Here is an 18,227-nt window from a genome sequence, read left to right as displayed (position 1 = left end):
TCCGCGCCCTTGCAGGCGCCGCTCTTCGCGGCGGTTGGGCTTGGACCCGCGAGATCTGCGGGAGGGACGACGCAACAGGAAAGGCCGGACTCAAGCGCCGGGAGAGATGATGAAGCAACGAGAACGCGAGGAACTGAAGGGGCGCGTGCTGTGCGCGGCGGTGCTGGAGAAAGCCGGCTTCGCCATCGATCTGAAAGAGAGCACGCGCCGCGCCGTCAAGCACCGCCGCGGCAGCGACATCATCATCGTGATCCATGAGGGTAGAGGCTGGTTCGATCCCCTGTCGGACGCCAAGGGCGATGTCTTCTCGCTGATCCAGCATCTGGATGGCGTCGCCTTCACTGATGTGCTTGTGCGCGCGGCCGAGCTGGCCGGGTTCCAAGCGGCTGAACCCATCTGGCAGAGCCCGCGAATGCAGAGGCCCATTGTCTCTCTTGCCGAACGCTGGCGCGCCCGGCGAGACCTTCGGCCGGGCTCCGCCACCTGGCGCTACCTGCGTCAAGAACGCCATCTCCCCGAAAGCGTGCTGCGCGCCGGGACCCGGCAGTACCGGCTGCGGGAAGGACCACACGGCAGCTTATGGGCCGCCCATGTCGATGACGGCGGCATTGTCACCGGATGGGAAGAGCGCGGGCCGCAATGGCGCGGGTTTTCGACCGGCGGGATGAAGGTGCTGTTCCGGCTCGGCGCGCCCGACGCACTGAGGTTTTGCATTACCGAGGCGGCGATCGACGCGATGAGTCTCGCGGCGCTTGAGGGGCTGCGGGAAGGCAGCCTCTATCTCAGCACTGGCGGCGGCTGGTCGCCTGCGACAGATGCGGCGGTGCGAACGCTCGCCACGCGTCCCGGCGCCCAACTTGTTGCGGCGACGGACGCCAACAGCCAGGGCGAGGCGTTTGCCGGACGGTTGCGCGAGATCGCCGAGACGGCGGATTGCGACTGCATCCGCCTGACGCCGCTGGCCGATGATTGGAACGAGGCTTTGAAGGAGAAGGCGAGGGAGGAGCAGGAAAGGAGGAATGGGAGGAGAGACCTGCCGCATACCCGCCGGCCGCATCAAGGGTGACGCTTCGCCCGGCTGCGCCGGCCCTTGACCCGGCCGGACGGCGAGGCGGCCGCGGGGGAGGGGTCAGGAAGAGCCGAAGATGATGGCGATGTCGCGAGGATGAGCCGCGCTCCGGTCTGACGAGCCCCAAGAAGCCAGCCCATGACCCCTTCTCCGATCCGCAAAGTGTTCCAGGGCGTCGCCGACCGGCGGCAGATGTTCCGCATGTTCGACCGCCACGCACAGCGGCTCGAGCGCAGCCAGCATGACGCCGGCTCGCTCTACGCCGGCGAATGGTTCGAGATCGGCCAAGCCGAGCACGACTATATGTTCGAGGCCCTGCCGCCAGTCATCTTGGCGGTCGATATGTTCGCGCTGCGCGAATTTCTGACCGGTTCGATCACAAGCGTTTTCTTCACATTGTGGATCGACGGCCGGGCTCGGTACTTCCACGGTTACTGCGATCTCGCCGACATCGATTCCGGCAGGCGCATGCGCGAGGCGATCGTTGAGCGCGAAACCCGGCCGGTGCGGGCGATGACGCGGCAGGAGCGTCTGGAGCACATCTGGTCGAGCACCCATGACGACTATCGCGGCTATGCCGGCGAGCGCTGGCCCGCCCCCGACCGGGGCAAGCGCACGATTACCGTCTATGGCGGCCGGCAGGGAACGACTTTGAGGCTCCTCGACGGCCTGACGGACCAAGAGATCAGCGAAAAGCTCCCCGTGCATCTGCGCTATCTGCCCGACGCGATCGCGGCGTGATGGGCGCCGGCAATGTTCAGCTTTTCCGTCACGGATGTCTGCGCCGTCATTACGCTCGGACGGATCGACGCCGTCCTCAATGGCGGCTTTCGCAATCCCCATTATGGCCTCGCCCCCGGGCAGGACGAACGACCGGGCGTGTGGCTGGTCGGCGATGAGGGCGTCTACATCATGTCCAACGGCAAGCTCGCCGAGGATCAGCGTCCACTCATCGTCTACGCCCAGGAGTGCGATCCCAAGACCAATCCCGACTATTGGCACTACAAGCGTCAGCACTTTGGCGGCGATGGCGGCGTCGAGTTCCTCGACGCAGCCGAGCTGGTGAAGCTGATCAATGCTGCGCGGTCGGCGACGCATCTCACGATCACGATGACCGACAGCGCCCTGTCGCTCGCCCTGGTCCGGCGCTGATCCGCCGGCTGAACCACCCACCCACCACCATCCATCGCCCGCGACCATCCCTCCCGTCGGACCTGATCCGGCGAGAGCGATGGCGCGTGCTCGAACTCAGGAGAATTCGCCATGGCGCAAGATCACCGCCTGAATCTCGATCCCTTCACCATCGACCTCTTCAACAACACCGCGCTCTCTTCGACCTTCAGCCTCGGCGTCACGGCCTTCGCCGCCGGCGGTCCGGCCAATGACGACGATGAGCCTGAGCCCACGCCGCCATCACCGGCGCAACGGATCGCTCCGCCCGCGCCACAGCCCCTGATCCGTCGCGGCGTCAATTTCGTTCTCGGTGGCGACCGTGGCCTGGCCGCGGGCTGGAAGGATCGCGCTCGCGACAGCATCGCGGCGATCCGGCTCGCCGCGCAGATCGAAGCTGAGGAGCGGCCGGCGACGCCGGACGAGCAGCGCAGGCTGATCCGCTTCACCGGCTTTGGCGCATCCGACCTCGCCAATGGCGTCTTCCCGCGGCCAGGCGAGACTGCGTTCCGGAAGGGCTGGGAGACGATCGGCGGCGCGCTGCAGGATGCGGTCAGCGACGCCGACTACGCCTCGCTGGCGCGCTGCACGCAGTACGCCCATTTCACGCCGGAATTCATCGTCCGGGCGATCTGGGCCGGCCTGCAGCGGCTCGGCTGGCGCGGCGGCCGCGTACTCGAACCCGGCATCGGCACCGGGCTGTTCGCAGCGCTCATGCCGGAAGCGTTTCGCGATTGCGCGCATGTCACCGGCGTCGAGCTCGATCCGATCACGGCGCGGATCGCCCGGCTATTGCAGCCCCGCGCTCGCATCCTCACCGCGGACTTCGCGCGCACCGAGCTGCCTGTGAACTTCGATCTCGCCATCGGTAATCCGCCTTTTTCCGATCGCACCGTCCGCTCCGACCGCGCCTATGGTTCGATGGGCTTGCGGCTGCACGACTACTTCATCGCGCGATCGATCGACCTGTTGAAGCCTGGCGGGCTTGCAGCCTTCGTCACCTCGCATGGCACGATGGACAAAGCGGACGCTTCGGCGCGCGAGCACATTGCTAATACCGCCGATCTCATCGCCGCCATCCGGATGCCGCAGGGAAGCTTCCGGGCCGACGCCGGGACGGACGTCGTCGTCGACATCGTGTTTTTTCGTAAGCGCAAGCCCGGTGAGCCGGAAGGCGATCTGGCCTGGCTCGATCTTGAGGAGGTGCGGGCCGCCAACAGCCGACGACCGCGCGATCCGCGTCAATCGCTGGTTCGCGCGCCACCCCGGCTTCGTGCTGGGCACGCACGCCCTCGCATCGGGGCCCTTCGGCGAGACCTATACCTGCATTCCACAGGCCGGCGTCGCGCTCGATGCCGCGCTGAACGCTTCCATCCAGCTCCTCCCGAAGAGCCTCTATGACGGTGAGCCGGAAGCTGTCGAGCTCGACGAAGGAGAAGCATCGGACGCGAATCTCGCATTGCCGCGGGAGGCGCGAGTCCGCGAGGGCAGCTACTTCGTTGATACGCGTCTCGGGCTGATGCAGCTCATCGACGGCCAGCCGGTCGCGGTGAAGGTTCGAAAGGGTCGAAGCGCCGAGGGCGTCCCGGAAAGGCACGTCCGGATCATCCAGAAGCTGATCCCGATCCGAGACGCTGTGCGCGAGGTTCTCACGTGCCAGGAGCAGGACCGGCCTTGGAAGGATGCGCAGGTTCGTATGCGCATCGCCTGGTCGAGTTTTTTGCGGGAATTCGGCCCGATTAATCACACGACGGTCTCGATCTCGGAGGACGAGACGACCGGCGAGGTCCGTGAATCTCACCGCCGTCCGAACCTGCAGCCATTCTTCGACGATCCGGATTGCTGGCTCGTCGCCTCGATTGAGGATTATGACCTCGATACCGACACGGCAAAGCCCGGTCCACTGTTCAGCGAGCGCGTCATCGCGCCGCCTGCGGCGCCGATCATCACCTGCGCCACGGACGCCCTTGCCGTCGTCCTGAACGCGCGCGGCCGTGTCGATATCGAGCACGTCGCCGAGCTGCTGCATCGGGATGTCGCCGACGTCGTCGCCGAACTGGGCGACGCGATCTTCCAGAACCCGGCCGACGGCGCTTGGCTGATGGCGGACGCCTATCTGTCGGGGCCTGTGCGCGACAAGCTGAAGGTTGCCGAAGCCGCGGCAGCGCTCGACCCCGCTTTCGAGCGCAATGTCCGCGCGCTCGTCGAAGTCCAGCCGGCCAATCTCGGTCCCTCCGACATCACTGCGCGTCTCGGCGCACCGTGGATTCCGGCGTCCGATGTCGTCGCCTTCGTCAAGGAGACGATGGGCGCCGAGATCACGATCCGCCACATGCCGGAGTTGGCCTCATGGACGGTGGACGCGCGACATCTCGCCTGGCTTGCGGCGGGTACCTCCGACTGGGGCACTGGTCGCCGCCACGCAGGCGAGCTTTTGACCGACGCGCTGAACAGCCGCATCCCGCAAATCTTCGACACGATCGAACAGGACGGCCGAAAGCGTCGCGTACTCAACGTCGTCGATACCGAAGCCGCCAAGGAGAAACTGCATAAGATCAAGACCGCGTTCCAGACATGGGTCTGGTCCGACCCCGACCGTACCGACCGGCTGGCGCGAGTCTACAATGACCGTTTCAACAACATCGCACCGCGCGCCTTCAACGGTTCGCATCTGAATCTGCCCGGCGCGAGCGGCGCTTTCACCCTCTACCCTCATCAGAAACGCGGCATCTGGCGGATCGTCGCGAGTGGGTCGACCTATCTCGCCCACGCGGTCGGGGCCGGCAAGACAATGACCTTTGCTGCCGCCGTGATGGAGCAGCGCCGGCTTGGCCTGATCGCCAAAGCGATGCTGGTCGTGCCGGGCCATTGCCTGGCCCAAGTCGCCCGCGAGTTTCTGGCGCTCTATCCCAACGCCCGCATCCTCGTCGCCGACGAGAGCAACTTTACCAAGGAGAAGCGCCATCGCTTTTTATCGCGCGCGGCGACCGCGACCTGGGACGCGATCATCATCACCCATTCGGCGTTCCGCTTCATCGATGTGCCGTCCGCCTTCGAGCAGCAGATGATCCAGGACGAGCTCGAACTCTATGAGAGCCTGCTGACGAAGGTCGAGGGCGACGATCGTGTCTCGCGCAAGCGCCTTGAACGCCTGAAGGAGGGCTTGAAGGAACGGCTGGAGGCGCTCTCGACCCGCAAGGACGATCTCCTGACCATTTCGGAACTCGGCATCGATCAGATCATCGTCGACGAGGCGCAGGAGTTCCGAAAGCTGTCCTTCGCCACCAACATGTCGACGCTTAAGGGCGTCGATCCCAACGGCTCGCAGCGCGCCTGGGACCTCTATGTAAAATCCCGCTTCGTCGAGACGAAGAACCCGGGCAGGGCGCTCGTGCTGGCCTCGGGCACGCCGATCACAAACACGCTCGGCGAGATGTTTTCCGTGCAGCGCCTGATGGACCATGCCGCGCTTCGGCAGCGCGGGCTGCACGAGTTCGACGCCTGGGCCTCGACCTTCGGCGACACCACGACCGAGCTCGAGCTGCAGCCATCGGGCAGATACAAGCCGGTCTCGCGCTTCGCCAGCTTCGTCAATGTACCCGAACTGATCGCCATGTTCCGCTCCTTCGCGGATGTCGTGCTCCCCGACGATCTGCGGCGCTATGTGAAGGTGCCGGCGATCTCGACCGGCCGTCGTCAGATCCTGACAGCAAAGCCGACGTCGGCCTTCAGAATCTATCAGCGCCTGCTCAACGAGCGCATCAAGGCGATCGAGATGCGCAACCGACCGGCGGAGCCTGGCGACGACATCCTGCTCTCGGTCATCACCGACGGCCGCCATGCCGCGATCGATCTTCGCCTCGTCGATCCCGACAACGACAACGAGCCGGAGAACAAGCTCAACCTGCTGATCGGGAACGCCCTGCGCATCTGGCGGGAAACCGCTGATGCGGCGTACGTCCGGCCGGACGGAAAGCCGTATGAGGTCGTGGGCGCCGCGCAGATGATCTTCTCCGATCTTGGGACGATCAGCGTCGAGAAAAGCCGTGGATTCTCTGCCTATCACTGGATCCGCGACGAGTTGGTCCGACGCGGCGTGCCGGCCTCCGAAATCGCCTTCATGCAGGACTTCAAGAAGTCGGAAGCCAAGCAGCGGCTGTTCGGCGATGTCCGCGCTGGCAAGGTCCGTTTCCTGATCGGCTCGTCCGAGACGATGGGAACGGGCGTCAACGTGCAGCTCCGGCTGAAGGCGCTACATCATCTCGACGTGCCCTGGCTGCCTTCGCAGATCGAGCAGCGCGAGGGCAGGATCGTGCGGCAGGGCAACCAGCATGACGAGGTCGATATCTTCGCCTACGCTACGCAAGGCTCGCTCGACGCCACCATGTGGCAAAACAACGAGAGAAAGGCCCGCTTCATCGCCGCTGCGCTTTCGGGCGACACCTCGATTCGGCGGTTGGAAGACCTGGGCGAGGGGCAGGCCAACCAGTTCGCCATGGCCAAGGCGATCGCCTCGGGCGATCAGCGCCTGATGCAGAAGGCCGGACTGGAGGCCGAAATCGCACGGCTCGAGCGCCTGCGCGCGGCCCATCAGGACGATCAGTTCGCCATCCGCCGACAGATCCGCGACGCCGAGCGCGATATCGAAGTTGCGACCCGGCGCATCGGCGAGATCGCACGCGACATCGAGCGCCACGTTCCGACCACCGGCGACGCCTTCGCGATGACGGTGATTGGCACGGCCTATATCGAGCGCAAGGACGCAGGGCGCACCCTGCTCAAGGAAATCCTGACGCTCGTGCAAATGCGGCAAGAGGGCGAGGTGACGATCGCCACGATCGGCGGATTTGATCTGGAGTTCCGCGGCGAGCATGGCGGTCGCGATGGCTATCGCTATGACACGGCGCTGCTGCGCACCGGCGCCGATCACGAGATCGACCTGCCGGTCACGGTGACGCCGGCCGGTGCGGTGTCGCGCCTCGAACACGCGCTTGGGGATTTCGAGGGCGAGCGGGAGCGGTATCGTCAGCGTCTCGCCGAGGCGCAGCGCCGGCTGGCGTCATATCGGTCGCGCGAGGGTGGAGAGTTTACCTTCGGTGCCGAGCTGGCTGAGAAGCGCAGGCAGTTCGCGGAGGTGGAGAAGATGTTAGCAAGCGACGCGCTTGAAACGGAGCTCGATTGCCGAGCCGTCGCAGTCTAGGCGGCCCCAGGTCACGGCGGACCGAATGTGCTCTTGGGCGCCAGCAAGTCGTGCCGTGATTTTCCGCACTCCAACTGCAATTCCATTTTCCAGTTGTCACGAAATGGTGACACAATCTGGAGGGGAAATTTGGGGGGAGGCACGCGTGGCGACTGGGTTTCGTGTGACAGGCGGCAATGCCGCTGCGCCATTCTCTCTGACGATCCACCGCGGCGACGGCATGGTCCTGCTCGGCATGGACTGGAAGGCAGGCAAGCCTCCCGTCACTTTTGTCGGCTTTGCTATCCAGTATCGCGAGCCTGGTTCCCAGGTGTTCAAGACCGTTCGCAACCGCATTGGATTTCCCGGGCAGCCGGTTCCCGATGGCGGCATCCGCTCGACCGAAGCCCCCATCCAAAAGTTTCGCTGGGTCCACTTTCCCTTCGACGCTGGGCTCGAAGGGCCGTTCCTCTATCGCATCACCCCGATGTTCATGGATGCCGCCGGCGCTTTGGAGCCCGGTGAGGCGCAGGAGGCGGAACTGGCGCTGATGCGCCAAACCATTCCCGGCAAGCTCAATGTCGCCTTTACCCGCGGCTTCGTCTCCTCGCAGGCTTTTGTGCGCAACTTCGCAGCCGGCGGGCCGGTGACAACGTTGGTGCCGCCCGATGGCGATGAGGGGCTGGACTTCGTCCCGACCCATGCCCATGCCGAGCGAGCACTCGCCTGGATGGGCTTCGAGGCGCGGGCGGAAACGCTCGCCATCCTCGATCGGGCGCGAGAGGTTGGAGCGCAGGTCCGTGTCATCGCCTATGACCTCAACCTGCCAGAGGTAGTCGAGCGGTTGGAAGCGCTTGGCCCAAACCTCAAGATCATCATCGACGACAGTGCCAAGACGAAGGGTCACGGCCGCCCGCACTCGCCGGAATCGAGGGCTGCGGAGCGGCTGATTGCCTCGGCGGGCGTTGCGAACGTAAAGCGCCAGCACATGGCCAACCTGCAGCACCAGAAGTCCATCGCGGTGAGCGGCGGCGGCATTGAAACGGTTCTTTACGGATCGACCAATCTCAGCTGGCGCGGGCTCTACGTCCAATCGAACAACAGCCTCGCCGTCCACAGCACCAGCGCGATCAAGGATTATTTCAAGGCCTTCGAGGCCTATTTCAACGCGGAGGGTGCCGATGATTTCCGCTCTTCGGCGAGCGCGGCGGGGTGGATCGAATTCGGGCTCTCGGGCGTCGATGCGAAGGTCGCCTTCTCCCCCCATAGCGACGCCAATGGTCTGCTCGATGAGATAGGTGCCGATATCGAGCAGGCGGAGTCGAGTGTCCTTTTCTCGCTCGCCTTTCTCGGTCAGACCACTAAAGGCGCCATCGGTCCGGCCTTGGGAAGGGCGTTGGAACGCCCCAAGGTTCATGTCATGGGCATCGCGGATGCGCGCGTTAAGGCGGGCAATCTCGGGCTAACCGTGCTTACCCCCGACAACCGCCGTAAGGTGGTGCGCGCCGCTGCGCTCACCGGCAACGTGCCGCCGCCGTTTCTTACCGAACCATCGGGGCTTTCAGGTCCGGACGGGAAGCAGCGCGGCACGAGAATGCACCACAAGTTCCTGGTGCTGGATTTCGACAAGCCAACAGCGCGTGTCTATCTCGGATCCTACAATTTTTCCGAACCCGCCGATGACGAGAATGGCGAGAACCTCGTGCTCGTCCGCGACCGGACAGTGGCGACCAGCTACATGATCGAGGCATTGCGGATCTACGACCACTATGTTTTTCGGGTTGCCTCCGAGCAGACACAAGGTGCTGTGCAACCGCTCGAGCTGAAACTGCCTCCTAAGCAAGGGAAGGCACCCTGGTTTGCGCGTGACTGGACAGATCCCATCCGTATCCGAGACCGCGAGCTGTTTTCGCGCGCCGACTAAAACGCATGTATCCTCTCTCGGCCGGCCTATTGCCAAATAGGAGATCGGCGAACGAAAAAATCTGGAAGTGAGAAAGCGGGAGAGTACCCCTCGCCGATCGGCCATTCCGGTGACGCTGACGCTCAACCGCCGCCGTCGCGATCCCGGCCCGTCGTCCTGCGCAGGGCTTTGCCCCGCTTGTCCATCCGGGCCGAGATGCTCGTCCGCAGTTGCACCGGCCTGTCCGCTCCGCGGGCTTGAGAGGGGTCTTCGGGAAGAAGACTGAACCGGACAGGTCGAGGCCATGTCCTGCACCCTCTGAAGGAGCTTTCCCATGCATCTCATGAAAGTCGATCCGCGCGCGCTGAAGGAGAATTCCGATCGGTCGCGCCAGACGAAATCCACTCCCCAGGCCGACGCGCTGCTCCTGGCGACGATCAAGGCGGTCGGGCTCGTCCAGCCGCCGGTGATCGCGCCGGAGACCGATGGCGGCAATGGCTACATCATTGATTCCGGACATCGCCGTGTGAGGCAGGCGATCGCGGCCGGGCTGGAGGAAATCGACGTGCTCGTCGTCGATGCCGCCAATGACAACGGCGCGATTCGCAGCATGGTCGAGAACATCGCCCGCGAGCCGTTGAACCCGGTCGATCAGTGGCGGGCGATCGAGCGGCTCGTCGCGCTCGGCTGGACGGAAGAAGCGATCGGCGTCGCGCTCGCACTGCCGGTGCGCCAGATCAAAAAACTCAGGCTGCTGGCGAATGTGCTGCCAGCCATGCTCGATCACATGACTAAGGGCGATATGCCCAACGAGCAGCAGCTTCGTGCAATCGCGGCGGCCAATCTCGACGAGCAGCGCGACGTCTGGAAGGCGCAGAAGCCCAGGAAGGGCGACCCGCAGGTGTCGTGGTGGAGCGTGGCGAATGCTCTTTCGAAGAAGCGCATGTATGCCCGTGACGCTAGCTTTGGCGACGATCTCGCCCAGGCCTATGGTATCTCCTGGGTCGAGGATTTGTTCGCGCCGGCCGACGAAGACAGCCGCTACACCACCAATGTGGAGGGGTTCCTCGGCGCGCAGCAGGAATGGATGACAATCCACTTGCCCAAGCGCGGCGTCATCACCGACGTCAACAACTGGGGCCAGGTCGTGCTCCCGCCCAAGGCGGAACGCGTTCACGGCAAGCCGGGCAAGGGCGACCGGACCGCGATGTATCTCGATCGGGACGGCAAGGTGCAGAGCGTGAACTTTCGGCTGCCGGAGCCGAAGAAGAGCAAGGGCGCGGACGAGGGCGGCGATGATGCGATCGTCATGGCGAAGCCCCGGCCGGACGTGACCCGCAAGGGCGTCGAGATGATCGGCGACCTGCGCACGGACGCCCTGCACGAGGCGCTGGCGCGTGCCCCAATCGAGGACGACATGCTGATGGCGCTGCTCGTGCTCGCGCTGGCGGGCCGCAATATCTCGGTCCAATCGGGGGCGTCCAGCGATGTTTACGGATTCGCCCGGATGGAGCGTCATGCCGTGCAACTCGTCGATGGCGACGGCAAGCTCACCTTCGACCGGGACACGCTGCGCGTCGCGGCTCGCTCTGCCTTGATCGACGTCCTCTCGGCCCGCGAAAACCGGACCAATAGCGGCATCGTCGCGCGCCTCGCCGGCGATGCGATCGGCGCTGACGGGTACCTGCCCACGATGGGCACGGAGGAGTTCCTGTCCTGCCTGTCGCGCCAGGCGCTTGAGCGCTCCTGCAAGGATACGCCGGTCCTGCCCCGCGCCCGGGTGAAAGATACGCGCGCTGCGCTCGTCGAGCACTTCACGGATCAGCGGTTCGTCCATCCGTCGGCGGCGTTCGCGCCGACAGCAGCCGAGGTCGCGAGCTGGCGCTTGAAGAGCGCGGTCGGCGCGGGTGACGACGCGGACGTCACGGCGGACGATGCCGATATCGGGTCCGGCGATGCCGCTGCACTCGACGACGTCGATCCTGACACGATCGACGAGGCTTACCGCGTCGCGGCGGAATAGCCCCGACTTTCGCAATCACGTCTGACCGACATTCCGCCGCCGGCCTCGTGCCGGCGGCGGTTTCGTTTCCACGCAACGCCATCACGGAGGACAACATGTCCGCGCATGCAATCTACGATCATGCACCCATCGGCTCGATCATCGCCTGGTCCGACGGCGCGCAGCGGCCGCCAGAGCGCTTCACCGAGAAACTCGCGGCGTGGCTGACCAGCAATAGCAAGAGACGGTTGGTCCGGAAGCAGCCGAGCAGGAGCATGGGCAATCTCAGCCTGTCGGCCAACTTCACTCTGCACGAGGCCGATTTCGGCGCCGGCGGCGTCGTCACGATCCGGGTCCATCGCACCTTCTCGCTGGACTCGATCCTGCACTTCAGCGTGGTCGAACGCCCGGCAATCGGGTCGGTGCGTGTCTTCGATCGGCCCGGCGAGGATGCCGAGCTTGTCCATCTCGCGTCACAGCTCTCGGCGGCGGAGGAATGGCTGTCGCGTCATGGCTATCCGCGCGCCGTGCTCCAGGAGGTCACGGCCGACGAGGTCGGCGCCGCTATCGTCGAGGGGAGGGCGGCATGAAAAGCGCCTTCGATTGCGACGCCGCGACCGATCCGGTTCCTGCGAATCCAGAGGTCGAGTTCGGGCGATCGTCCGAGGGTTTCCCGGTCGCCTGTGTCGGTGACAGTGCCTTCGCCATGTTGCCGGCTCGCGACGGTCGTTAGTATCTCGCGACGGGCTGGCGCATTTCGCGCCCACTCACCGAATGGCGTCGGTCCGATTTTTACGGCCATTCCGGCGGACTGGCGGATGAGGCGGCGTTCCGGGCGAAAGTTTTGGAGCACGCGGAGCATCTTCGCGAGAAGAGGGCGCTCGGGCGCAAGGACATCCACAGCAGGGCGCAGACGCCATGGGGCATCTCTCAAGGCGCGACTGTCTACGCAGAGGGCATCGAATCCCATTCGACCGCCGGGCATGGCGGTTTCAAGCTCTCGGCAGAGCGGAACGGACAGGTGCATGCGCTTCTGCGAGCGATGGACGGCTGGTACGAGGAGGACTGCGCCTGGGCAATCGTTGCGATCACCTTCCCCGACCTCTTCACCGGTTTCGAGCGGCGCTGCGCCGAGCGCTCGATCAATGATAGCTGGCCCGACGCATGGGAGACGATGTTCGGCGTCGTGCTCGGACCGGGCGAACCCTATGAGAAGGACCGGCGGGCTTTTCATGAAGCGCATGCCGAGGACTGGATCGTGGTCTCGGCCGTCACGTGCGGACACCACAAGGGGTTTGTCGAGTGCGTCGCCACGCCCGGCGGCCGGCGCGGCGTGGGCACCGAGGAGCGCCGCTTTCTCGTTGCTGCGGACGAGTATGCGATCGGCCGGTTCGGCTTCGTCATCAATCCGTCCCGTCATGCTGTCTATGGCGGGCCTTCCAGCTTCCTCGGCTGGCAACACAGGACGTCGTAATGACGATCCCTCATGAGACGTTGACGCAGCTCTACCGCATGGAGGAGGCGCGCCGGCAGGTCCAGCGCCAGCTCGAGCTGATCGAGCGGCAGATCGCGCCGCGCGACCGCGCTGGTCCCGCAGCTGCACAAACGCCATGGCGATCGGCGAGGGAAACCGTCCGACATGTGCATGGTGTTGGAACGCTATCGCTCGACGCATGCTGCGCTGACGGCCGAGCGTCAGCCGGAGATCGACGCGCTGTCGCGCAAACTTTCGCGGCAGGACCAGGCCATCGCCGCCCATCACGAGCGTCAGCAGGTAGCGCTTTCGCGCGCGGCATGACCGGTATTGCGAGGGGCGGGCGTTGCAGGTCCGTCAGATCCGAGGCAATCGGCGGCGCATGGCTGCGAGGCCCCGAATGTCCGTTTCAGTTGCGTCACTGAGGCGAGGCCGGGCTGGCCCTCGTCCTCTCGGGTTTGCTGCGGTCTGAACCGTCGGCCAGGCGCTTCAAGGCCGCGTGCCGCGCCGCGTGGCGGCCGGCCTTCGCCGATCTCGCAGACGAGGCGCAGCGTCCTTCGCAAAGGCTTACGCCCTGCTTGGCCGCAAGCCTCGTCCGCTCGCCTGGCAAAGGCCGGGCCCTGATGCGCCAGGGCTTTCGACGGTTCGGGTCGACCGCACCCGAGGAGACGAAGGCCAAGCGCCGATCCGGCTCCGAGGGCGCAACCGAAGAAAGGACTTTTTCCATGGCCAAGACCGCACATTCACCCCCACAGACCGCCCGCATCGTGCCGCTCCGCAAGAGCACGACCATCGAAATGACCCGGCTTGCCTGCCCCGACACGCAGCAGGCCATCCTGATCTCCGAGAGTTTTGGGCTGCCGGTCCTCGATGGCGAGGGCATCCGCGACATGCACGAGCGACTGATCGTCGAGACGGCCGCCAGTCTGCAGGAAGGGCTCGGTGAAAGGGCGATGCAGATCCACCTGCAGCGCATCGTCGGGGCCTATGTCGGTTCGGCCCATGGCGCCGGACAGTTCTACTCCCGCGCGGTCACCGAGGCTCGTGATGCCACCGCCAAATCGGCCTGCGACGCTCGCGACGAGGATGTCGATGGCCCGGTCGGCTTCGACGGCCCCGCCCAGCGCAAGCGAGAATTTGCAGCCGATATGGGCGTCCAGGCCCATGCGCTGCTGATGGCGGCCGAGGGCGCGGTCACGGCCTACGAGCAGGTCATCGGCGAGAGGTGGAAGCCCTTCGAGCGAGCCGCCGAGACCACAAGTCCATCCGTCGATCGCAACGCGGCAGCGGTTCAGATGGCCGCCTTCGGCTGAGCCGGCGCGAGCGGGGCGCCAAGCCCCGCTCGTCATCTATCAGAGCCCGGTGCCAGCCTAACGAGGCAATATGAGGCGGGTGGTGGCAATCCTTCGATCGCGACCCGCCCGGGCCGGCGGTCTTAGCCGGGACGGCATCGGCTGCAACGGCTTTGCCGTCTTCCACTTCGTTCCAGCCCTTCGGGTGCAGCCATCGCCTGACCCCCGGCCTTTCGACCTCCGTGACGGGGTCGCGATCGGCGCGACTTCCACGATGGAGGTTGAATTATGAGCAGGTCAGAAGAGAAGCCGCGAGCGGACATTTATGCGCGGATCACCGACAGGATCGTCGCCGATCTGGAGAAGGGCGTGCGTCCCTGGATGCAGCCATGGCGTTCCGGAAGCGGCAGCGGCGGCGTGACACGGCCGCTGCGGCATAACGGTTTGCCATATAGCGGGATGAACGTGCTCCTGCTCTGGGCGGAAGCTGCAGCGCGCGGCTTCGTCTCGCCGATCTGGATGACGTTCAAGCAGGCAATCGAACTTGGCGGTGCTGTCCGGAAGGGCGAGACCGGCTCGACGGTCGTCTTCGCCAGCCGCTTCAAGAAAACCGAGACCGATGCCTCGGGCGATGCGGTCGATCGGGAGATTCCCTTCCTCAAATCCTACACGGTCTTCAACGCCGAGCAGATCGACGGCCTGCCCGCACAGGAACGCGGGCAATCAGAACCGTCGCATGACCCGATCGCGCGGATCGATTATGCCGATCGTTTCTTCGCCCAGACCGGCGCCGTCATCCGACATGGCGGCGACCGCGCCTACTACTCCCCGGCGACCGACCACATCCAGATGCCGCCTTTCGCGACGTTTCGCGATGGGGAATCCTAGGTCGCGACGCTGAGCCATGAGGCGACGCATTGGACGGCAGCTCGGCATCGCGCGAACCGCGATCTCAGCCGCTACGGCAAGGATCGGAGCGAGCGGGCGCGCGAGGAGATGATCGCGGAACTCGGAAGCTGCTTTCTCTGCGCCGATCTTGGCATTGTGCCGGAGCTGGAGCCGCGTCCAGATCACGCCAGCTATCTCGCCTCCTGGCTCAAGGTTCTGTCCAGCGACAAGCGCTTCATCTTTGCGGCCGCTGCGCATGCACAGCGGGCCGTCGCCTATCTTCATGGGCTTCAGCCGCAGGCCGGCTCGATCGCAGAGGCTGCATGAGTGGTCGAGTTCGATGATGCCTGAGCCAGTCCAGGATCACTGAAGGGCGCTACCACCATGCGTTCCCTCGGCTGTTTCCAAGGGCCTTGCGTCCACTGCGTCCTCGATGGGCATGTCTGACCGGAGGCCGTCGTCGCTGGCGCGCCGTCTCGCTCTCACACCTGCAACCGCCGGGAGCGACTTTCTTCCCCTGGGCCCTGCGGTCCCATTCCTCGCGGGACAAGAAAGCCGCTCCCGGCCGTCCTTCACTGCGTTGCGGCCCCGCTGCGGTGCAGGTCGATCGCCTCCGGTCTTTCGACTGCCATCGAGGCCGCGATGGGCGCAGGCCACGAGAAACCAGAAGGAACTACGACATGGCGATCATCGGCAGCTTCACCTCGAACGGCGACGGCTTCAACGGCACGATCAAGACTCTCAACCTCAACGTCAAAGCCAAGATGGTGCGCCCGGAGCGGTCATCCGAAAAGGGTCCGGCCTTCCGCATCCTGGCGGGCACTGTGGAGTTCGGCGCGGCCTGGCAGAAGACCTCGGATGAGGGGCGCGACTATCTTTCGGTCAAGCTCGACGATCCAAGCTTCCCCGCCCCCATCTACGCCAACCTGATCCAAGTCGAAGGCACGGAAGGCCTCCAGCTCATCTGGTCCCGTCCGACCCGCAACTGAGCCCCAGCCCAAGATGGCCCCGTCGCGAGGCGGGGCCAATCCTCCCGCAGCAGCAGCCGCAGCGCCGGCGAAACCCCCTCGCCTTTTCGCCTCATCAATCCTTGTTGGTTCAAACGACAGCCGCCCCTAGAAGCTCTCGGAGCGCCGTGGTCAAACCACATCAGCCTCAACAAGATCGGTCGGTTTGCTTAGACGCTCTTCCTCGGTTCCCGTCGTCTCGAGGATGAGTCGCACCGTCTCGTCCGGGCGGTCCCACATCGGGAAGTGACCGCATTTGGAGAACCAGTGCAGCGTGGCGGATGGGAACGCCTCATGAGCGCGAGCGGCCTGTCGCGGCAAGCACAGGCGGTCCTGGCGACCCCAGCCGATGACCAGAGGACGAGCGGGATCGGCCGTCGGTCCCGTTTGCTCGGGCCCTGTCGCAAGATCATGCACGAGGGCGTCGAAGATCTTGGTGACGGCGAAGCTTTGCAGTTCGGTCGCTACAACCTCCCCATCCAGGTGCCAGGGTCTTGCCGAAAGCTGCGCCAGAAGCGCGCTACGCATCACCGCGGAGCGTGAGAGCCCCGGCAGCACCGGACGCAGTCCTCGGACAAGACGGATCGATAGCGCGAGCGTTGTCCGGAAGTAGGTGCGCTCCCAGCCTCTCCAGAAACCGCCAGGGTCCAAAGCGACAGTGGCGCCAACCCTGCCGCGGCGCGCCATCTCCAGGGCGATCCGCGCCCCGAGCGAGCTGCCTACGATATCAATGCCCTCCAGCCCCTGATCCAGGATGAAACGCTCCACGCTGTCAGCTAGACCGGCGAAGGTGCCGCTGTCTGCCGCCGCCGGTGTTTCGCCATGCCCCGGCAGATCGATCGCGGTAACCTCACGCGACTTCGACAATGCCGGAAGGATCGTGCTCCAGGACCGCCACGTCCCGCCCAAGCCATGGACCAAGAGAAGGCGGGGGCCTTCACCAATGCGAACGAAGTTCAAAGTCACTGGCGTGTCTTTCCTGCTTGGCGCAACGACGGAGCTGCCATCGGACTGAGCCGCGCTAACTGCGTAACGCATGGGTCGGTGTTTAGGTCCGCCCTGTCGTGACAGCGGCTCGGCATCGTGCCGGGTTCTGTTGGGCGCTCCAGACCACATCTCGGATCTGTTGGTTCAAACCACACCTCGGGCTTCGCGCGATCTGCTCAGTGACAGCCACCCGGGTGCTTCCCGCGCGAGCTGGAGGGGCTCTCTGGTCGTGCCATGGTACAGCCGGCGGAGCCCGCCTCAAGGACGCGCGGTGCCCCCAAAATGCTTTGCATTTCGGCTCCCCCACGCGCCGCCTCTGGCGGTCGGCTTCGCCGATCCTTGACCCGGTCTCCACCGACCCGTGGCGCGCCTTCGTCCATTCGAGACGAAGGAGGTTCTCATGACAATGCCGATCGATCAGCAGATTGCCGAACTCAAGGCCGAACTGAACAATGCCTGCCTGACGCCGCGCGAGCGGCGCGAGGCTAAAGCCGAGCTTGAACTCCTGACCGAGCAGGACCGCAGCGATGCGGAAACAGGGTACTTCGCGGATGTCGAGGCTTGGGTCGCGGTCCACGTCACGGAGCTTGCCGCACTGCCTTTCTGAGCATCACGATCCGAGACGGCCGGTCTGACGCCACGCGCGTCGGCTGGCCTTTTCGCATGTCGCCCGGCCTGCGCTCGCTCTGCTGCGCGCAGGCCAGGAGGCCCGTGGTCTATCGCCAACGGTGTGGTTCAAACCACACCCGTCACGTCATCGCCGCGATCTCCCGCCAGAACACGCTCCGATTGAATTCGTCGGAGCCGTGTCGCGTTTGCATGAAGACCATCGTGATCAACAACCAGAAGGGCGGCGTCGGAAAGACGACGCTGGCCGTGCATCTCGCCTGGCACATTGCCGAAACCGGCGGCCGTGTGCTGCTGATCGACGCCGATGCCCAAGGCAACGCTACCGATACGATGAAGCGTCATCGTGGCGAAGTGACTGCAGCCGAGCTGTTTCGACCGGTCAGGGCGCCAGTTACTGGTGGCGCTGAGGGGATCACGCTCGCGGCTTCTGACAGCTCCCTCACCGATGTCGATCGCGGCGATGCCACCAGCATCCAGCAGTTCCGCGACAACCTTCGTGCGGGCAGCGCGGCGTTCGACGTCTGCATCATCGATACGCCGCCATCGCTGGGCCTGCGCAGCGTGGCCGCGCTGGGGCTCCGTGGGCATTTCTACATTAATACACGCTAAGGGAATTTGAAGTTGTT

12 protein-coding genes and 3 pseudogenes are annotated in these 18,227 nt (G+C 65.0%); 14 read left to right on the top strand and 1 reads right to left on the bottom strand.

The window, feature by feature from the left end; translation table 11 throughout:
- Positions 1 to 109: 109 nt before the first annotated feature.
- The 12 genes and pseudogenes from AX750_RS12185 to AX750_RS12130 all read left to right on the top strand — a co-directional run bounded on the left by AX750_RS12185 (position 110) and on the right by AX750_RS12130 (position 15,966).
- Complete coding sequence (locus tag AX750_RS12185; protein WP_067254316.1) at positions 110 to 1,066, top strand: DUF3991 and toprim domain-containing protein; 957 nt, start codon at positions 110 to 112, stop codon at positions 1,064 to 1,066.
- Positions 1,067 to 1,207: 141 nt separating this feature from the next.
- On the top strand, positions 1,208 to 1,810 hold the full coding sequence (locus AX750_RS12180) for a DUF1419 domain-containing protein (RefSeq protein ID WP_067254313.1): 603 nt from the start codon (positions 1,208 to 1,210) through the stop codon (positions 1,808 to 1,810).
- 12 nt (positions 1,811 to 1,822) lie between these two features.
- Complete coding sequence (locus tag AX750_RS12175; RefSeq protein ID WP_067254310.1) at positions 1,823 to 2,221, top strand: DUF3085 domain-containing protein; 399 nt, start codon at positions 1,823 to 1,825, stop codon at positions 2,219 to 2,221.
- A gap of 111 nt (positions 2,222 to 2,332) precedes the next feature.
- A pseudogene (locus AX750_RS12170) lies at positions 2,333 to 7,439 on the top strand (helicase-related protein).
- Positions 7,440 to 7,584: 145 nt separating this feature from the next.
- A complete protein-coding gene (locus tag AX750_RS12165; protein WP_067254307.1) occupies positions 7,585 to 9,342 on the top strand; it encodes a phospholipase D-like domain-containing protein in 1,758 nt (585 codons plus the stop codon).
- Between the two features lie 313 nt (positions 9,343 to 9,655).
- Complete coding sequence (locus AX750_RS12160; RefSeq protein WP_067254305.1) at positions 9,656 to 11,344, top strand: ParB N-terminal domain-containing protein; 1,689 nt, start codon at positions 9,656 to 9,658, stop codon at positions 11,342 to 11,344.
- A 95-nt stretch (positions 11,345 to 11,439) separates the two neighbouring features.
- Positions 11,440 to 11,913, top strand: a complete 474-nt coding sequence (locus AX750_RS12155) for a hypothetical protein (protein ID WP_067254303.1) — start codon at positions 11,440 to 11,442, stop codon at positions 11,911 to 11,913.
- A pseudogene (locus tag AX750_RS12150) lies at positions 11,910 to 12,797 on the top strand (hypothetical protein). Before AX750_RS12155 ends, AX750_RS12150 begins: the two are co-directional and overlap by 4 nt.
- A gap of 171 nt (positions 12,798 to 12,968) precedes the next feature.
- Positions 12,969 to 13,121, top strand: coding sequence for a hypothetical protein (locus AX750_RS27155; protein ID WP_348626278.1), 153 nt, complete (start codon positions 12,969 to 12,971; stop codon positions 13,119 to 13,121).
- A gap of 401 nt (positions 13,122 to 13,522) precedes the next feature.
- Positions 13,523 to 14,110, top strand: coding sequence for a hypothetical protein (locus AX750_RS12140; protein WP_067254301.1), 588 nt, complete (start codon positions 13,523 to 13,525; stop codon positions 14,108 to 14,110).
- 267 nt (positions 14,111 to 14,377) lie between these two features.
- Positions 14,378 to 15,304: pseudogene (locus AX750_RS12135) on the top strand (zincin-like metallopeptidase domain-containing protein).
- A gap of 353 nt (positions 15,305 to 15,657) precedes the next feature.
- Complete coding sequence (locus AX750_RS12130) at positions 15,658 to 15,966, top strand: DUF736 domain-containing protein (RefSeq protein WP_067254298.1); 309 nt, start codon at positions 15,658 to 15,660, stop codon at positions 15,964 to 15,966.
- 150 nt (positions 15,967 to 16,116) lie between these two features.
- Here the strand turns inward: AX750_RS12130 and AX750_RS12125 are convergent, their stop codons facing one another.
- The gene (locus tag AX750_RS12125; RefSeq protein WP_067254296.1) at positions 16,117 to 16,950 is read right to left on the bottom strand and encodes an alpha/beta fold hydrolase; all 834 of its coding nucleotides are present in this window, start codon (positions 16,948 to 16,950) and stop codon (positions 16,117 to 16,119) included.
- Between the two features lie 427 nt (positions 16,951 to 17,377).
- Between AX750_RS12125 and AX750_RS12120 the strand changes: the two genes are divergently transcribed.
- Together AX750_RS12120 and AX750_RS12115 are read left to right on the top strand one after the other, a co-directional pair.
- Complete coding sequence (locus AX750_RS12120) at positions 17,378 to 17,578, top strand: hypothetical protein (RefSeq protein WP_067254293.1); 201 nt, start codon at positions 17,378 to 17,380, stop codon at positions 17,576 to 17,578.
- 212 nt (positions 17,579 to 17,790) lie between these two features.
- Positions 17,791 to 18,210, top strand: a complete 420-nt coding sequence (locus AX750_RS12115; RefSeq protein ID WP_067254289.1) for a ParA family protein — start codon at positions 17,791 to 17,793, stop codon at positions 18,208 to 18,210.
- The last annotated feature ends 17 nt before the right edge of the window (positions 18,211 to 18,227 follow it).

The sequence above is a fragment of the Methylobacterium sp. CCH7-A2 genome (genome assembly GCF_001557075.1).
In the GTDB taxonomy this organism is placed as follows: Bacteria; Pseudomonadota; Alphaproteobacteria; order Rhizobiales; family Beijerinckiaceae; genus Allobosea; species Allobosea massiliensis.
Note: the sequence above shows the minus strand (reverse complement) of the source record. Positions and strands in the feature narration are given on the sequence as shown.